Below are 14,630 nucleotides of genomic sequence, written 5' to 3'. Positions count from 1 at the left end.
GGAGCAACAGATGGCTAATCCACGCCAGGAGGAAAAGTCTACGCAAAGCCCTGAGGACACAATGCGCCGCGCCGCCGAAAGGACCGCTGAGCAAACCAGACGGATCGGCTTAGCTACCGCTGAGGCCAGCGAGGAGGTGGCCCAAGCCAGCAGTCACCTGCTGCAACAGAATGCCGAGATGTTGCAAAACAGTTGGCGCTTCGGCGTCGACATGGCCACTGTAATGTTGGGCCGGTCTGCTGATCAGCTTGGTCGCACGTTCGGTGTGACGGGCAATGAAACGGAGCAGGCAACAGAACGATCGGTCCGCAACGCTGAAGCAATCATGTACTCTACAACCGCGGTCGTCAAAGGAATGAACGGCGTCTCACGCGAGTACTTCGATTTCGTTCGACAGCAGATCGAGAGGACCATGGACCGTATGAATGAACTCTGGCGCTGCCGAACTCCGCAGGATTTGGCGGCTGTGCAGACCGATCTGATGCGCGATTCGATCAGAAGCGCCCTCGATACCAGCCGCCGGATGGCGGACATGTCTTTGAAGGTGGCTGACGATGCAGGAAACCATATTACTCAGAGTATCGAACGCATGCGGCACGCCGCCTAAAGCGCGACGCGATTAAGATGAATCGTCATCGCGCTTTGGGTTACTGTTTGAGCATGAGCTTTTCGGAAAACCGCTACCCACTTTTCCGAATCATGCTGTAGCGCGCTGTCACAGCCATGGCGCACATGTGCGGCTGAACCTCAGCCGCTCTTGTGTTGCGGCCTCGCGAAAGACTCAAGCCACGCTTTTGAGATCCTGCTGGATCGCGGCGAGCAGCGATTGCAGCGCGGCGCTGTTCACCGGCTTGGCCTCGGTGCTGGCTGGCTCGGCAGCGGGGCGCTGCGCAGCTTTCACGGGACGCTTCGGGAATAGCGGAGGCGCAGGCATTGCGGCCGGGGCGAATTCGCCCTCGTCCTCGGCGTGAACGAACTTGCCATGGATGACGTCGTCGCGACGGCCCATGATGAACATGGTCGCCCAATAGCCGACGGCCAGGAGGATGACGCAGAAAATACCAATCTCTAACATCGCAGCACCTAAAATATGCACGATGATTCAATGCCTTCGTCCGGCCGTCAATGAACAGGCGGTCACACCCGCGGCTTTTGCGGGCAGGTGTGACCATTTGGTGACTCTTTCTTAACTATCCCCACGCGGCGTGTGGCCGCGGGGCCACGTGAGTCCCAGTCCCTGTCACCTAAAGCGCGATGAATGCGCTCGCGCTTTAGGTTGTTGTTTGGGCATGATCTTTCCGGAAAACCGCTTCGCACTTTTCCGGAGCATGCCTAGGCCTTGTCCGGCCCGATCCGGACCAGCTGCTTGCCGAAATTGGCCCCCTTCAGCAGGCCTATGAAGGCGCCGGGGGCGCTTTCCAGGCCCTCGGTGACGAACTCCTTGTACTTGACCTTGCCGTCGCGAACCCAGCCGGACATGTCGCGCAGGAAGTCTCCGTGGCGGGCGGCGAAGTCGGAGACGATGAAGCCGCGGAAGGTCAGCCGCTTGGTCAGCGTCGCGCGCATCAGGCTGGCCGCCCATTTCGGCGGCTTGGCCTCGGTGTCGTTGTAATGGGCGATCAGGCCGCACACCGGCACGCGCGCAAACGGGTTGAGCAGCGGAAACACCGCCTCGAACACGGCACCGCCGACATTCTCGAAATAGACGTCGATGCCATCAGGGCAGGCGTCCTTCAGCTTGGCGGCGAGATCGGGATCGCGGTGATCGATGCAGGCATCGAAGCCGAGCTCCTTCACCACGTAGTCGCACTTGTCCTTGCCGCCGGCGATGCCGACCGCACGGGCGCCCTTGATCTTGGCGATCTGCCCCACTGCCGAGCCGACCGCGCCGGACGCACCGGCAACGACGACAGTCTCGCCCTGTTGCGGCTTGCCGATGTCGAGCAGGCCGGTATAGGCGGTCATGCCGGGCATGCCGAGCACGCCGATCGAGGTCGAGATCGGCCCGAGCTTGGGATCGACCTTGATCAGGCCCTTGCCGCTCGAGATCGCATGAGTCTGCCAGCCCGAGCGGATGCGCACGATGTCGCCGACCGCGAAATCGGGATTGTTGGACGCCGCGACCTCGCTGACCGCCTCGCCCTCCATCACGCCGCCGACCGGCACCGGAGCTGCGTAGGACGGCCCCTCGCTCATGCGCCCGCGCATATAGGGATCGAGCGACAGCCAGATCGTGCGCAGCAGGACTTCGCCCTGCCCTGGCGTCGGAACGGCGAATTCCTCCAAACGGAAATCAGACGGCTTGGGTTCGCCGACGGGACGCGCGGCGAGAACGATGCGTTTGGCTTGGGCCATGGCTTCCTCCTTTTGTCTTTCGATACGGACGGAAGCGGAGGCAGCGAGGCGCGTCAACACAAAAGCGGTGAGCGGTTGGCCCCTCGGAGCCGAGGGCGCGTCAGCGTCGATTCAAGGCCTATCGCCGATCAAGCCTGTTCAGATCCGTTGTCGCCGTTTCCAGCATTTTGTGCCGAGACAGCGTCCTTCATTCGGGTAGCCCGGCCATCCGCATGCCCTCCGAGGCGAGCGCGAAATCCTGCGGGCGGCGGACGAGCAGCCAATCCTCCAAAACGCTGACCCGTAAAGTCGGATCCAGCCTGCGGACGTGGGCCATCGCTTCACGGGCTTCGTCCATCCGCCCGGCTAGCGCGTGGCTCGCCGCCATGAAGGCGGCCACCCGCAGGACGTTCGGCATCTGCCGCGATGCCCGCTGCAGTGACGCCACCGCGTCGTCGAAGCGGCGGCAATACAGATGTCCCATCGCGATCCCGGTCTGCATCTGAAATATCTCGGGGTCGAGCGGGCTGAGCCGCATGGCGCGACTGAAATAGTCGATCGCGCTGTCGTGTTCGCCCATCGAGATTCGTTGATACCCGCCGAGATACCAGATCGTCGACGAATTCGGATTGAGCACCAGCGCGCGGTCTACATGGGCGACGCAGGTGTCCAGATCGCCGCCGAAATGGGGCCATGCGTGGCCGCCACGGCACAATGCAACTGCGTCGTTCTTGTTCAGCGTCACCGCGCGCTGGCACAACCGCGCCGCCTCGGCGCCATCGGCGGCGCGGTCTGCGAGCCAGCGATTCATCTTGCGCCAGTAAAAGCACCACGCCGCCATGCCATAAGCCGCAGCAAAGTCCGGATCGCGATCGATCGCCCCGTAGAACAGCGCTAATGCCCCATCGATTCCGTCGCGGGTCGCGGTGTGGAATTGCGCCAAGCCGCGGAGATAATAGTCGTAGGCATCGAGGCTTTCGGTCGGCTTGCGCTTGGCGCGTTCGATTTCGGCGAGCTCGAGCTGCGGCGCAATCGCGCCGACGACGCTGGCGGTGATCTGGTCCTGCAGCTTGAAGATGTCGTCCATCGCGCTCTCGAACCGCTCAGCCCACAGATGAGCGCCGGTAGAGGCGTCGATCAATTGTCCGGTGATGCGCACGCGGCCAGCGGAGCGGCGCACGCTGCCTTCCAGGACGTAGCGCACGCCCAGTTCGCGGCCGATTTGCTTCACATCGACCGCGCGGCCCTTGTACGTGAAGCTGGAATTGCGGGCGATCACGAACAGCCAGCGGATTCGCGACAGACCGAAGATGATGTCTTCGACGACGCCGTCGGCGAAGTAGTCCTGAGCGGGGTCCCCGCTCAGGTTCAGAAACGGCAGCACAGCGATCGAGGGCCGGTCGGGCAGGTCGAGCGCGGCAACCGGCTTCTCCGCCGACGGCACGATCGCGATGCGCTGATCGGCCGCTACGTGCACCTCGCCGACAAAGCGGAACCCCTTGCGCGGAACGGTTCGAATCAGCCGCTGCCCCTCTCCACTGTCTTCCAGCGCCTTGCGCACAGCGTTGATGTGGCTGGCCAGCGTCGATTCCGAGACGATCCGCCCGCCCCAGACCGTGTCGAACAGATCATTCTTGCTAACGACGTGGTCGCGGTTGCGCACCAGATACAGCAGCAGATCGAAAGCCTGCGGCGTGAGGCTGACAGCCCCGGAGTCCCGCCGCAACTCCCGCCGGTCCTCATCGAGGACATAGGCTTCGAAGGTGAACCGCACCACAAAGACCCTGATTGAAACCCGAGCGGCATCCCGCTCTCGGCGCACGACAGCCGAGGCTGCTGCGCCCTGTTTGGACGAAACTGCAAGCAGATTTCAAGCAAAAACCAAGGGCGCTGCACGTCCATACCAAGGTCTTGGGCCGGATTCCGGCGCATCCTGCCGCATCTGGAGCGAACGAGACGCGAGGGCACAATGAAGATCGTGGTGATCGGCGGCAGCGGCCTGATCGGAAGCAATGTGGTGCGCAGGCTTCAGGCCAAAGGCCACGAGGTGGTCGCGGCCTCGCCCTCCTCCGGCGTCAACACATTGACCCGCGAGGGCCTCGCCGAAGCAGTCGACGGTGCACAAGTCGTAATCGACGTCTCGAATTCGCCCGCCTTCGATGACAAGACCGCGATGGATTTTTTCCGGACCTCGGGCCGCAACCTGCTGGCGGCCGAAACCGCCGCCGAGGTGAAGCATCATCTCGCGCTGTCGGTGGTGGGCACCGACCGACTGCAGACGAGCGGCTATTTCCGCGCAAAGCTTGTGCAAGAGGAGCTCATCCAAGCATCAAGCCTTCCATACACCATCCTGCGCGCGACCCAGTTCTTCGAATTCATCGACGCGATCATCGCAGGCGGCGCCGAGGGCGACGTGATCCGGCTGTCGCCTGCGCATCTCCAGCCCGTCGCTGCCGACGACGTCGCGGCCACACTGACCGAATTGGCGCTTGGTCCGCCTCGCAACCGCATAGTCGAGATCGCTGGTCCCGAAAGGCGCGGCCTCGATGAGTTTGCACAGCAGGTTCTGGCCGCCAGGGGCGACACACGCCGAGTGATCCCCGATATCCGGGCGGACTATTTCGGCCTGCCCCTGAACGATCAGTCGCTGACGCCGGGCGACGAGCCGCAGCTCGGGCGGACCCGGCTCGCCGACTGGCTCCACAACTCTCTCCTCACCCCAAAGGACGCAAAACGATGAGCACGATCACCACTAGGGACGGCACCGAGATCTATTACAAGGACTGGGGCCAAGGCCCCGTCGTGACCTTCTCGCACGGCTGGCCGCTGAATGCAGACGCCTGGGACGGCCAGATGCTGTTCCTTGCCCAGCACGGCTTTCGCGTCGTCGCGCACGACCGGCGCGGGCATGGTCGCTCCAGCCAGGCCTCGGAGCACAACGACATGAACGGCTATGCCGACGATCTCGCCGCGGTGATCGAAGCGCTTGATTTACGGGACGCCACGCTGATCGGCCATTCCACCGGCGGTGGCGAGGTCGCGCGCTATATCGGCCGCCATGGTACCGGTCGCGTCGCCAAGGCGGTGCTGATCGCGGCGGTGCCGCCGATCATGCTGAAGACCGAAGCCAACCCGGAGGGACTTCCGGTCGAGGTGTTCGATGCCATTCGTGCAGGCGTCGCCGGCGACCGGTCGCAATACTACAAGGATCTGGCGATTGCCTTCTACGGCGCAAACCGGCCGGGTGCAAAAGTCTCGCCGGGCACGCTCGACCAGTTCTGGCTGTGGAGCATGCAGGCAGGCGCCAAGAGTGCCTATGAGAGCGTCAAAGCTTTCTCGGAAACTGATTTCACCGAGGACCTGAAGAAGTTCGACGTGCCGACCCTGGTCCTGCACGGCGAAGACGACCAGATCGTGCCGGTCAAGGACTCCGCGCGCAAATCGGCGAAGCTCATCAAAGGCGCCAAGGACGTCTACTACCCGGGAGCCCCCCACGGCCTGACCGCCACCCATCAGGATCAGATCAACGCCGAGCTGCTGAAATTCATCCGGAGCTAGCGATCTCGTTCACCTGAATTGCAGACCTCAACGAGAAAGACAGCAGCATGGACAAACCTGCCCACCGCACCCTCGCGGGCGTCGTCGTTCCCGACGCTCCCATAGTCGATGCCGCAATCGAACATGCGCGGCAGCACTGCGCGCCGTATCTGTTCAACCACGTCGTCCGCTCGTGGCTGTTCGCGGCAAGGCTCGGACAATTGCAGAACGTGGTGCACGATGAGGAGGTGCTCGCGGTCGGCACCCTGCTGCACGACATCACGCTGAATGAAAGCTTCGCCGGACCTCGCCGCTTCGAGGTCGAAGGCGCGGACCTGGCGCGGCACTTTGCCGCCGAGCGCGGCTTCGACCGGCGCCGCGCCCAGCTGATCTGGGACAGCGTCGCGCTGAACTCGACCCCGTCGATCGCTCTCTACAAAGAGAGCGAGGTTGCACTCGCCACAGCTGGCATCTGCTTCGACGTCATCGGGCTGCAATACGACGTCATTCCCGCCGCCGAAGTGTCGCGGATCATCGCCGAATTCCCGCGAATGCAGATCAAGCGGCAATTCCGCCGCTGCTTCTGCCATATCGCAAGCACCAGGCCGGAAACAAGCTACGACAATTTCATCCGAGATTTCGGCGAGCGCTTTGTCGAAGGATACAGCGCGCCTTCGGTGGTTGATCTGGTGGATGCAGCGCCATTCGCCGAGTAGGATTGCATCTCAACCTTACCTGAGCGACCGCGACGACGAGCTTATCCGAAATCCGGTCGCGGGCCGCTCCGGTCGAACCAAGCACGGCAGTATCTTATCGCGCGCAAAACGCGCGCGCGACCGAAGCGCCTAACCCCCGCCCGGATAGTTCGGGCTCTCGCGCGTGATGGTGACGTCGTGGACGTGGCTTTCGCGCAGGCCCGCGCCGGTGATGCGGACGAACTGGGCCTTGTCGTGCAGCTCCTTCATGTCGCGCGCGCCGACATAGCCCATTGCGGCGCGCAAGCCGCCGGCGAGCTGGTGCATGACGTTGCCGACCGGGCCCTTGTAGGGCACCTGGCCCTCGATGCCCTCAGGCACGAGCTTGAGCGTGTCCTTGATGTCCTGCTGGAAGTAGCGGTCGGCCGATCCCCGCGCCATCGCGCCGACCGAGCCCATGCCGCGATAGGCCTTGTAGGAACGGCCCTGCCACAAAAACACTTCGCCGGGCGTCTCGTCGGTGCCGGCGAGCAGCGAACCGACCATGGCAATGTCGGCGCCGGCCGCGAGCGCTTTCGCAAGGTCGCCGGAATATTTGATGCCACCGTCGGCGATGACGGGGATGTCGGCCTTCTTCGCCGCTTCGACCGCATCCATGATCGCGGTGAGCTGGGGCACGCCGACGCCGGCGACGATGCGCGTGGTGCAGATCGAGCCCGGGCCGATGCCGACCTTGATGCAATCCGCGCCCGCATCGATCAGCGCCTGCGCGCCTTCCGTGGTGGCAACGTTGCCGGCGACCACCTGCACCGAATTGGACAGGCGCTTGATGCGGTTCACCGCCTGCAGCACGTGACGGGAATGGCCGTGCGCGGTGTCGACGACGACAAGGTCGACGCCGGCATCGATCAGCCGCTCGGTGCGCTCGAATCCGGTATCGCCGACCGTGGTGGCGGCAGCGACGCGAAGACGCCCCTGCCCGTCCTTGCAGGCGAGCGGATGGGCAACCGCTTTCTCCATGTCCTTCACGGTGATGAGCCCGACGCAGCGATATTGATCGTCGACCACCAGCAGCTTCTCGATGCGGTGCTGGTGCAGCATCCGCCGCGCCTCATCCTGGTTGACATTCTCACGGACCGTGACGAGCCCTTCACGGGTCATCAGCTCGGAGACTTTTTGCCGGCGGTCGGTGGCAAAGCGCACGTCGCGGTTGGTGAGGATGCCGACCAGCTTGCCGGGCGTGTTCTTGCCGGCGCCGGTGACGACCGGAATGCCGGAGATGCCGTGGTCGCTCATCAGCTTGAGCGCGTCGTCGAGCGTGGCGTCGGGGCTGATGGTGAGCGGGTTCACCACCATGCCGGACTCGTAGCGCTTGACCTGCCGCACCTGGGCGGCCTGCCCTTCGGGATCGAAATTGCGGTGGATGACGCCAAGGCCGCCGGCCTGCGCCATGGCGATCGCCATGCGGGCCTCGGTGACGGTGTCCATGGCCGAGGCCATGATCGGGATGTTGAGCGGGATGGCGCGGGTGACGCGGGAGCGAATGTCGACCTCGCCCGGCATGACGTCGGACAGGCCCGGCTTCAACAGCACGTCGTCGAACGTAAAGGCTTCGCGGATGCCCTGAAGTTGCAACGTGGCCATCTGCCAACTCCTTCCTGCGGCCCTGCCGCAAATGCTAATGGATGAGCGCCGCCCTCGGCGTCCCTTGCGGCAACGCCTTGAGAATCGGAGCCCATCGGTGGGGTTGACGCGGGTCGATAGCACGGCCGCGTGACGAATCAAAGCGATTCGGGCCGCTGGCCAGCCATGCACAGGGGTTTTTTGGCCGATTCAGCGGGGTTGGGCTCGGTACGCCGTCCCTCCACCGGTCATTCCGGGGCGCGACGAAGTCGCGAGCCCGGAATCCATCGCGCAGCGGATGCTGCAGTCCGATGGATTCCGCGTTCGCGCCAAGTGGGCGCGCCCCGGAATGACGAAAGACGGTCACACCGTTGTTACGCGGGATTTAGGTACCATGCATGGATCCGCAATGGTCGGCGGCGGACGGCGGTGATAAGCCGCAACTCCACTCCTCCTTCCGATTTCATTGCCCTCATGGTCGACAAGCAACGCGTCATTCCGCTGATCGTGGCCACGGCTCTCTTTATGGAGAACATGGATTCGACCGTGATCGCCACCTCGCTGCCGGCGATCGCAGCCGACATCGGCACCAGCCCGCTGACGCTGAAGCTCGCGATCACCTCCTATCTGCTGTCGCTCGCGGTGTTCATTCCGGCGAGCGGCTGGACCGCCGACCGGTTTGGCGCGCGGATGGTGTTCGCGATCGCCGTCGGCGTGTTCATGGTCGGCTCGGTCGGCTGCGCGCTCTCGACCTCGGTCACCGACTTCGTGTTCGCGCGCATCCTGCAAGGCATGGGCGGCGCCATGATGACGCCGGTCGGGCGCCTCGTGCTGCTGCGTTCGGTCGATAAGAGCGCGCTGGTCAACGCCATGGCTTGGGTGACGGTCCCTGCCCTGATCGGTCCCGTGATCGGCCCGCCGCTCGGCGGCTTCATCACGACCTATGCGTCCTGGCACTGGATCTTCCTGATCAACATCCCGATCGGGCTGCTCGGGATCTTCATGGCGCTGAAGTACATCGACCCGATCAAGAGCGAGGAACGCGAGCCATTCGATCTCTACGGCATGGTGCTCTCTGGGCTGGGGCTCGCAGGCATCGCCTTCGGCCTTTCCGTTGCCGGGCTCAACCTGCTGCCATGGAGCACGGTGGCCGCGCTGGTCGTGGGCGGAGCGATCTCGATGACGCTCTACGTCATCCACGCGCGGCGGACCAGATCGCCGGTGCTGGACTTCTCGCTCCTGAAGCTGCCGACGCTGCGCGCAGCCGTGTTCGGCGGCTTCCTGTTCCGGCTCGGCATCGGCGCGCTGCCGTTCCTGCTGCCGCTCCTGATGCAGATCGGCTTCGGCCTGTCGCCGTTCCATTCCGGCCTCGTCACCTTTGCCTCCTCGCTCGGGGCGATGGGCATGAAGACGCTGGCGGCGCGCATCATCCGCACCTTCGGCTTCCGCAATTTGATGACGGTGAACGCGATCGTCAGCGCGTTCTTCCTCGGCGTCTGCGCGCTGTTCACGGTGACGACGCCGCTGCTCATCATCATGGTGATCCTGGTGGTCGGCGGCTTCTTCCGCTCGCTGCAGTTCACCGCGATCAACACGGTCGCCTATGCCGACGTCGAGACCGCGCAAATGAGCCGCGCCACAACCCTCGTCAGCGTCAACCAGCAGCTCGCGATCTCGGCCGGCGTCGCCGTCGGCGCGGCCTGTGTCGAGACGACGATGTGGTTCAGCCACGTCAGCGAGCTCAACGCCACGGTGTTCGCGCCCGCCTTCGTCGTGGTGGCGCTGACCTCGGCGGCCTCGAGCTGGTTCTTCTGGCAGATGCCCGCGGACGCAGGCCACGAGATTTCGGGGCGCAAGGCGGTGGAGATCGCGAGCCGCAAGGGCGCCGGCAAGGGCGCAGAGAAGGCCGCGGTCAAGGCGGCGTCCGAGGATACGCAGGACGTGCGGGATCAGCGGCTGGGGTAGTCTCCTCCCGTCATTGCGAGCGAAGCGAAGCAATCCAGAATCTCTCCGCAGAAGCACTCTGGATTGCTTCGTCGCAAGAGCTCCTCGCAATGACGGAGTACGTAGCTACGCCGCTCCGCCGCCGCGAAATCCCGTCGCCAGCACGTAGCGTTCGGACGAATCCTGCCGGCTCGCGGCCGGCTTGACGTGACGCACGGTGGCGAAGTCGCGCTTGAGCTGGGCCAGCAGCTCAGCGTCGGCGCCGCTCTGGAACGTTTTCGCCAGGAACGTGCCGCCGGGTTTGAGCACGTCGCAGGCAAAGGCCGCCGCCGTCTCGACCAGGCCGACGATGCGGAGCTGGTCGGTCTTGCGGTGGCCGGTGGTGTTGGCGGCCATGTCGGACATCACGACGTCGGCCTTGCCGCCCAGCATCGCGGTGAGCTTCTCGGGCGCGTCGTTGTCCATGAAGTCGAGCTGCGCGAAATCGACCCCGGGAATCTCCGGCATCTCCAACAGATCGATGGCGACGACCTTGCCCTTGCCTTCCAATGATCCGACGCGCTTTGCTGCGATCTGGCTCCACCCGCCGGGTGCCGCGCCGAGATCGACCACGGCCATGCCGGGCTTCAAGAGCCGGAACTTGTCGTCAATCTCCAAGAGCTTGAACGCGGCGCGCGAGCGATAGCCCGCCGCCTTGGCCTTGGCGACATAGGGATCGTTGAGCTGCCGCTCCAGCCACAGCTTCGACGACAATTTGCGCTTGCCGCCGGTCTTGACCTGAACGTGCAAGCGGCCGGTGGTGTCCTTGGCCATACTCACCAGCTCCTGAGCGCGCCGTCCTCGCGCATCATCTCGACCAGCATGCCCTCGCGCAAGCCGCGGTCGGCGACGCGCAGGCGCGGCAGCGGAAAGGCGCGGCGGATAGCGTCGAGGATGGCGCAGCCCGCCAGGACGAGATCGGCGCGCTCGACGCTGATGCAGCTGTTGGCGGCACGCTCCTCGTAGCTCATGCCGAGCAGCTTGTTGATGGTCGCGGTGATGTCGGCATCGTTCATCCAGATGCTGTCGATGCGGCGGCGGTCATAGCGCGCGAGGTTGAGATGGATGCCGGCCAGCGTCGTCACCGTGCCCGACGTGCCGAGCAGGTGCATGTCGGCGAGATCGCGGCCGTGCTCCTCGGCGAATGGCGCGACGTGGCTTGCGACCTCCTGCTCCATGGCGGCATAGATCTCTGGCGTGACGTCGCGTCCGCCGAACTGCTCAGCGAGCGTGACCACACCATAGGGAATCGACATCCAGGCTTTTATGCGCGGCTCCGGATTGGTGGCGTCGCGCTCGATCCGCACCAGCTCGGTGGAGCCGCCGCCGATGTCGAACAGGATCGCGCCCCGCCCCCTGGGGTCGACCAGCGGCGAGCAACCCAGCACGGCGAGCGCGGCCTCGGTCTCGCGGTCGATCACCTCGAGCTCGATGCCGGTCTCGGCCGCAACGCGGCTGCGGAAACCTTCCGCGTTCGAAGCCGCGCGGCAGGCTTCGGTCGCGATCAGCCGCAGCCGACGCGCCTTCCGCAGATTGATCTTGTCGCGGCAGATGCTGAGCGCGGCGATGGCGCGCTCGATCGCGGCGTCGCTAATGCACCCCGTCGCCGAGACGCCCTCCCCGAGCCGGATGATGCGCGAGAAGGAATCGACCACACGAAAGCCGTCCTGAGTCGGACAGGCGATCAGCAGCCTGCAATTGTTGGTGCCGAGGTCCAGCGCCGCATAGACGCCGGTTCCCGGCGCCTGCGCGCCGACGGCCGGATTGGTGGCCAATGCCACCGCCGCCATCGACCCCTCCAGCTCGCTATGCGGCGCATGGCCGTCGCGGAGCCGCGTGTGGTCATTCATACAAACTGTCTTTCCGCGGCCGGTCGGGCCGGTCTGGAATTGATTATTCGCCTGAAACATTAGCAGCGCGGCAGGCCTGCGCAACAACGCATCACATGGGACCATGTCCAATCGTGCGTTGTCGTGAACGGGGGTGGTGGGTTATTTGAGGGAGTCCGGTGCTCCGCTGCCGCGAAAATGCGCAAATGCCGGCTTTTCAGGTCAATTCCCATGCAAGAACACACCAAATCGTCGACGCTCGAGAACGCTATTGCACTGCAAAAGTATGGCGTCGGGCAACCGGTCCGCCGCAAGGAGGATGACACGCTGGTGCGCGGCAAGGGCCGCTACACCGACGATTTCAACCTGCCGAACCAGGCCCATGCCGTAGTCGTCCGCTCGACCCATGCCCATGGCATCATCCGCAGCATCGGCCTCGATGCCGCCAAGGCCATGCCGGGCGTGCTGGGGGCGTGGTCCGGGAAGGATCTTGATGCCGCCGGCTATGGCCCCTTCACCTGCGGCCTGCCGCTGAAGAGCCGCGACGGCTCGCCCCTGCTCCAGACCAACCGCCAGCCCCTGGCGACCGACAAGGTCCGCTTCGTCGGCGATCCCGTCGCCTTCGTGGTGGCCGAGACGCTGGCTCAGGCGCGCGACGCGGCCGAGGCGGTCGAGCTCGACATCGAGCCGCTGCCGGCGGTGACGGACCCGGAGCAAGCCGCCAAGCCCGGCGCGCCGCAGCTCTATGACCACATTCCTGGTAACGTCGCGCTCGACTACCACTATGGCGACATGGACAAGGTGAACGCCGCCTTCGCCAGCGCCGCTCATGTGACCAAGCTCGACATCGAGAACACCCGCGTTGCCGTGGTCTCGATGGAGCCGCGCGTGGGGCTTGCCTCCTACGACAAGAAGACCGAGCGCTACACGCTTCAGGTGCCGACGCAGGGCGTTGCCGGCAACCGCGCCAACCTCGCCAAGAACCTGAAGGTGCCGAACGAGAAGGTGCGCATTCTCACCGCCAATGTCGGCGGCTCCTTCGGCATGAAGAACATCAACTATCCCGAGTACATGTGCATTCTGTATGCGGCGAAGGCACTGGGACGCCCGGTGAAGTGGCTGGACGAGCGCTCCACCAGCTTCCTCTCCGACAGCCACGGCCGCGCCCAGAAGATCCACGCCGAGCTCGCGCTCGATGCCGAGGGGCAGTTCCTCGCGGCAAAGCTGTCCGGCTACGGCAATCTCGGCGCCTACATCACCGGCGTCGCGCCGGGGCCGCTTTCGCTCAATACCGGCAAGAACTTCTCCAGCGTCTATCGCACGCCGCTGATGGCGGTCGACATCAAGGTGGTGCTCACCAACACCACGCTGATGGGGGCCTATCGCGGCGCCGGCCGGCCCGAGGCGAACTATTACATGGAGCGGCTGATCGACCGCGCCGCCGACGAGATGGGCATCAACCGGCTGACCTTGCGCAAGCGCAACTTCATCAAGCCGAACCAGATCCCGTTCGCGGCGTCGTCCGGCGTCACATATGACAGCGGCGACTTCCAGGCCGTGTTCAACAAGGCGCTCGAAATCTCCGACCACGAGAACTTCGCCAAGCGCAAGAAGGAGAGCAAGAAGGCCGGCAAGCTGCGCGGCATCGCGGTCGGCTCCTATCTCGAAGTCACCGCGCCGCCGAGCCCCGAGCTCGGCAAGATCGTGTTCGATCGTGACGGCACCGTGCAGCTCATCACCGGCACGCTCGATTACGGCCAGGGCCATGCCACGCCGTTCGCGCAGGTGCTGTGCGAGCAGCTCGGCGTCCCCTTCGAGAGCGTCAAGCTCGTGCAGGGTGACAGCGATATCGTCCACACCGGCAACGGCACCGGCGGCTCACGCTCGATCACTGCGACCGGCCAGGCCATCGTGGGGGCCGCAAAACTCGTCATCGAGAAAGGCAAGCGCGCCGCCGCGCACATGCTGGAAGCATCCGAAGCCGACATCGAGTTTGCCGACGGCAGCTTTACGATCGCCGGCACCGATCGCAGCATCGACATCATGGAGCTCGCCAAGCGTCTGCATGACGGCAAGGTGCCGGAGGGCGTGCCTGATAGCCTCGATGTCGACCATACCAGCGAACCGGTCGCCTCGGCGTTCCCGAACGGCTGCCACGTCGCCGAGGTCGAGATCGACCCGGACACCGGTGTGGTGCAGATCGTGCGCTACAGCGCGGTCAACGATTTCGGCACGGTGATCAATCCGATGCTGGTCGCGGGCCAGCTCCATGGCGGCGTGGTCCAGGGCATCGGCCAGGCCCTGATGGAGCACATTCGCTACGACGACAATGGCCAGCCGATCACGGGCTCGCTGATGGACTACGCCCTGCCCCGCGCGGAGGACGTCCCCAACATGACGGTCGGCGACCACCCGGTGCCCGCCACCACCAATCCGCTCGGCAGCAAGGGCTGCGGCGAAGCGGGCTGCGCCGGCAGCCTGTCGACGGTGGTGAACGCGGTGCTCGACGCGCTGTCGGAGTACGGCATCAAGCACATCGACATGCCGCTGACCCCCGAGCGGGTGTGGCGCGCGATCCAGGAGGCGAAGGCCAAGGCGGCGTAAGGGGCACTGTCGTCGCCACAAACTC

General features: G+C 64.7%; 12 protein-coding genes. 6 read left to right on the top strand and 6 right to left on the bottom strand.

Annotated features, from left to right (window positions below; genetic code table 11):
* The first annotated feature begins 10 nt into the window (after positions 1-10).
* Positions 11-607 carry a phasin family protein gene (locus tag I6F28_RS14910; RefSeq protein ID WP_036001015.1) on the top strand — a complete coding sequence of 199 codons (597 nt, stop codon included), beginning with the start codon at positions 11-13 and terminating at the stop codon, positions 605-607.
* 174 nt (positions 608-781) lie between these two features.
* Here I6F28_RS14910 and I6F28_RS14905 read toward each other — a convergent pair whose 3' ends face one another.
* From I6F28_RS14905 to I6F28_RS14895, 3 genes are all read right to left on the bottom strand, one after another.
* A complete protein-coding gene (locus I6F28_RS14905; protein ID WP_225140210.1) occupies positions 782-1,075 on the bottom strand; it encodes a hypothetical protein in 294 nt (97 codons plus the stop codon).
* Between the two features lie 257 nt (positions 1,076-1,332).
* Complete coding sequence (gene curA / locus I6F28_RS14900; RefSeq protein ID WP_225140209.1) at positions 1,333-2,355, bottom strand: NADPH-dependent curcumin/dihydrocurcumin reductase; 1,023 nt, start codon at positions 2,353-2,355, stop codon at positions 1,333-1,335.
* Positions 2,356-2,542: 187 nt separating this feature from the next.
* Positions 2,543-4,108, bottom strand: a complete 1,566-nt coding sequence (locus tag I6F28_RS14895) for a winged helix-turn-helix domain-containing protein (protein WP_225140208.1) — start codon at positions 4,106-4,108, stop codon at positions 2,543-2,545.
* Between the two features lie 195 nt (positions 4,109-4,303).
* Here I6F28_RS14895 and I6F28_RS14890 point away from each other — a divergent pair, with 195 nt between their 5' ends.
* The 3 genes from I6F28_RS14890 to I6F28_RS14880 are packed head-to-tail and all read left to right on the top strand — an operon-like array spanning position 4,304 to position 6,587.
* Positions 4,304-5,074, top strand: coding sequence for an SDR family oxidoreductase (locus I6F28_RS14890; protein ID WP_225140207.1), 771 nt, complete (start codon positions 4,304-4,306; stop codon positions 5,072-5,074).
* The gene (locus I6F28_RS14885; protein ID WP_225140206.1) at positions 5,071-5,892 is read left to right on the top strand and encodes an alpha/beta fold hydrolase; all 822 of its coding nucleotides are present in this window, start codon (positions 5,071-5,073) and stop codon (positions 5,890-5,892) included. The genes I6F28_RS14890 and I6F28_RS14885 overlap by 4 nt, the downstream gene beginning before the upstream one ends.
* Before the next feature lie 47 nt (positions 5,893-5,939).
* Complete coding sequence (locus tag I6F28_RS14880) at positions 5,940-6,587, top strand: HD domain-containing protein (RefSeq protein WP_225140205.1); 648 nt, start codon at positions 5,940-5,942, stop codon at positions 6,585-6,587.
* Between the two features lie 129 nt (positions 6,588-6,716).
* On the opposite strand, the gene guaB is transcribed toward I6F28_RS14880, so the two are convergent.
* Positions 6,717-8,210, bottom strand: coding sequence for an IMP dehydrogenase (gene guaB / locus I6F28_RS14875; RefSeq protein ID WP_225140204.1), 1,494 nt, complete (start codon positions 8,208-8,210; stop codon positions 6,717-6,719).
* 453 nt (positions 8,211-8,663) lie between these two features.
* Between guaB and I6F28_RS14870 the strand changes: the two genes are divergently transcribed.
* On the top strand, positions 8,664-10,154 hold the full coding sequence (locus tag I6F28_RS14870) for an MDR family MFS transporter (RefSeq protein WP_225140203.1): 1,491 nt from the start codon (positions 8,664-8,666) through the stop codon (positions 10,152-10,154).
* A gap of 105 nt (positions 10,155-10,259) precedes the next feature.
* Here I6F28_RS14870 and I6F28_RS14865 read toward each other — a convergent pair whose 3' ends face one another.
* Positions 10,260-10,946 carry an RlmE family RNA methyltransferase gene (locus I6F28_RS14865; protein ID WP_036022539.1) on the bottom strand — a complete coding sequence of 229 codons (687 nt, stop codon included), beginning with the start codon at positions 10,944-10,946 and terminating at the stop codon, positions 10,260-10,262.
* Positions 10,947-10,948: 2 nt separating this feature from the next.
* Complete coding sequence (locus I6F28_RS14860) at positions 10,949-12,022, bottom strand: Ppx/GppA phosphatase family protein (protein WP_036001035.1); 1,074 nt, start codon at positions 12,020-12,022, stop codon at positions 10,949-10,951.
* 210 nt (positions 12,023-12,232) lie between these two features.
* Here I6F28_RS14860 and I6F28_RS14855 point away from each other — a divergent pair, with 210 nt between their 5' ends.
* Complete coding sequence (locus I6F28_RS14855) at positions 12,233-14,605, top strand: xanthine dehydrogenase family protein molybdopterin-binding subunit (RefSeq protein WP_225140202.1); 2,373 nt, start codon at positions 12,233-12,235, stop codon at positions 14,603-14,605.
* Positions 14,606-14,630: the final 25 nt, after the last annotated feature.

The sequence above is a fragment of the Bradyrhizobium sp. NBAIM14 genome, from assembly GCF_020193895.1.
Classification (GTDB): domain Bacteria; phylum Pseudomonadota; class Alphaproteobacteria; order Rhizobiales; family Xanthobacteraceae; genus Bradyrhizobium; species Bradyrhizobium yuanmingense.
Note: the sequence above shows the minus strand (reverse complement) of the source record. Positions and strands in the feature narration are given on the sequence as shown.

Coding starts and splice junctions, on each gene's coding strand:
- I6F28_RS14870 (WP_225140203.1), top strand. CDS start 8,664: ATGGTCGACAAGCAACGCGTCATTCCGCTGATCGTGGCCACGGCTCTC.
- I6F28_RS14890 (WP_225140207.1), top strand. CDS start 4,304: ATGAAGATCGTGGTGATCGGCGGCAGCGGCCTGATCGGAAGCAATGTG.
- I6F28_RS14855 (WP_225140202.1), top strand. CDS start 12,233: ATGCAAGAACACACCAAATCGTCGACGCTCGAGAACGCTATTGCACTG.
- guaB (WP_225140204.1), bottom strand. CDS start 8,210: ATGGCCACGTTGCAACTTCAGGGCATCCGCGAAGCCTTTACGTTCGAC.
- I6F28_RS14910 (WP_036001015.1), top strand. CDS start 11: ATGGCTAATCCACGCCAGGAGGAAAAGTCTACGCAAAGCCCTGAGGAC.
- curA (WP_225140209.1), bottom strand. CDS start 2,355: ATGGCCCAAGCCAAACGCATCGTTCTCGCCGCGCGTCCCGTCGGCGAA.
- I6F28_RS14905 (WP_225140210.1), bottom strand. CDS start 1,075: ATGTTAGAGATTGGTATTTTCTGCGTCATCCTCCTGGCCGTCGGCTAT.
- I6F28_RS14880 (WP_225140205.1), top strand. CDS start 5,940: ATGGACAAACCTGCCCACCGCACCCTCGCGGGCGTCGTCGTTCCCGAC.
- I6F28_RS14885 (WP_225140206.1), top strand. CDS start 5,071: ATGAGCACGATCACCACTAGGGACGGCACCGAGATCTATTACAAGGAC.
- I6F28_RS14860 (WP_036001035.1), bottom strand. CDS start 12,022: ATGAATGACCACACGCGGCTCCGCGACGGCCATGCGCCGCATAGCGAG.
- I6F28_RS14865 (WP_036022539.1), bottom strand. CDS start 10,946: ATGGCCAAGGACACCACCGGCCGCTTGCACGTTCAGGTCAAGACCGGC.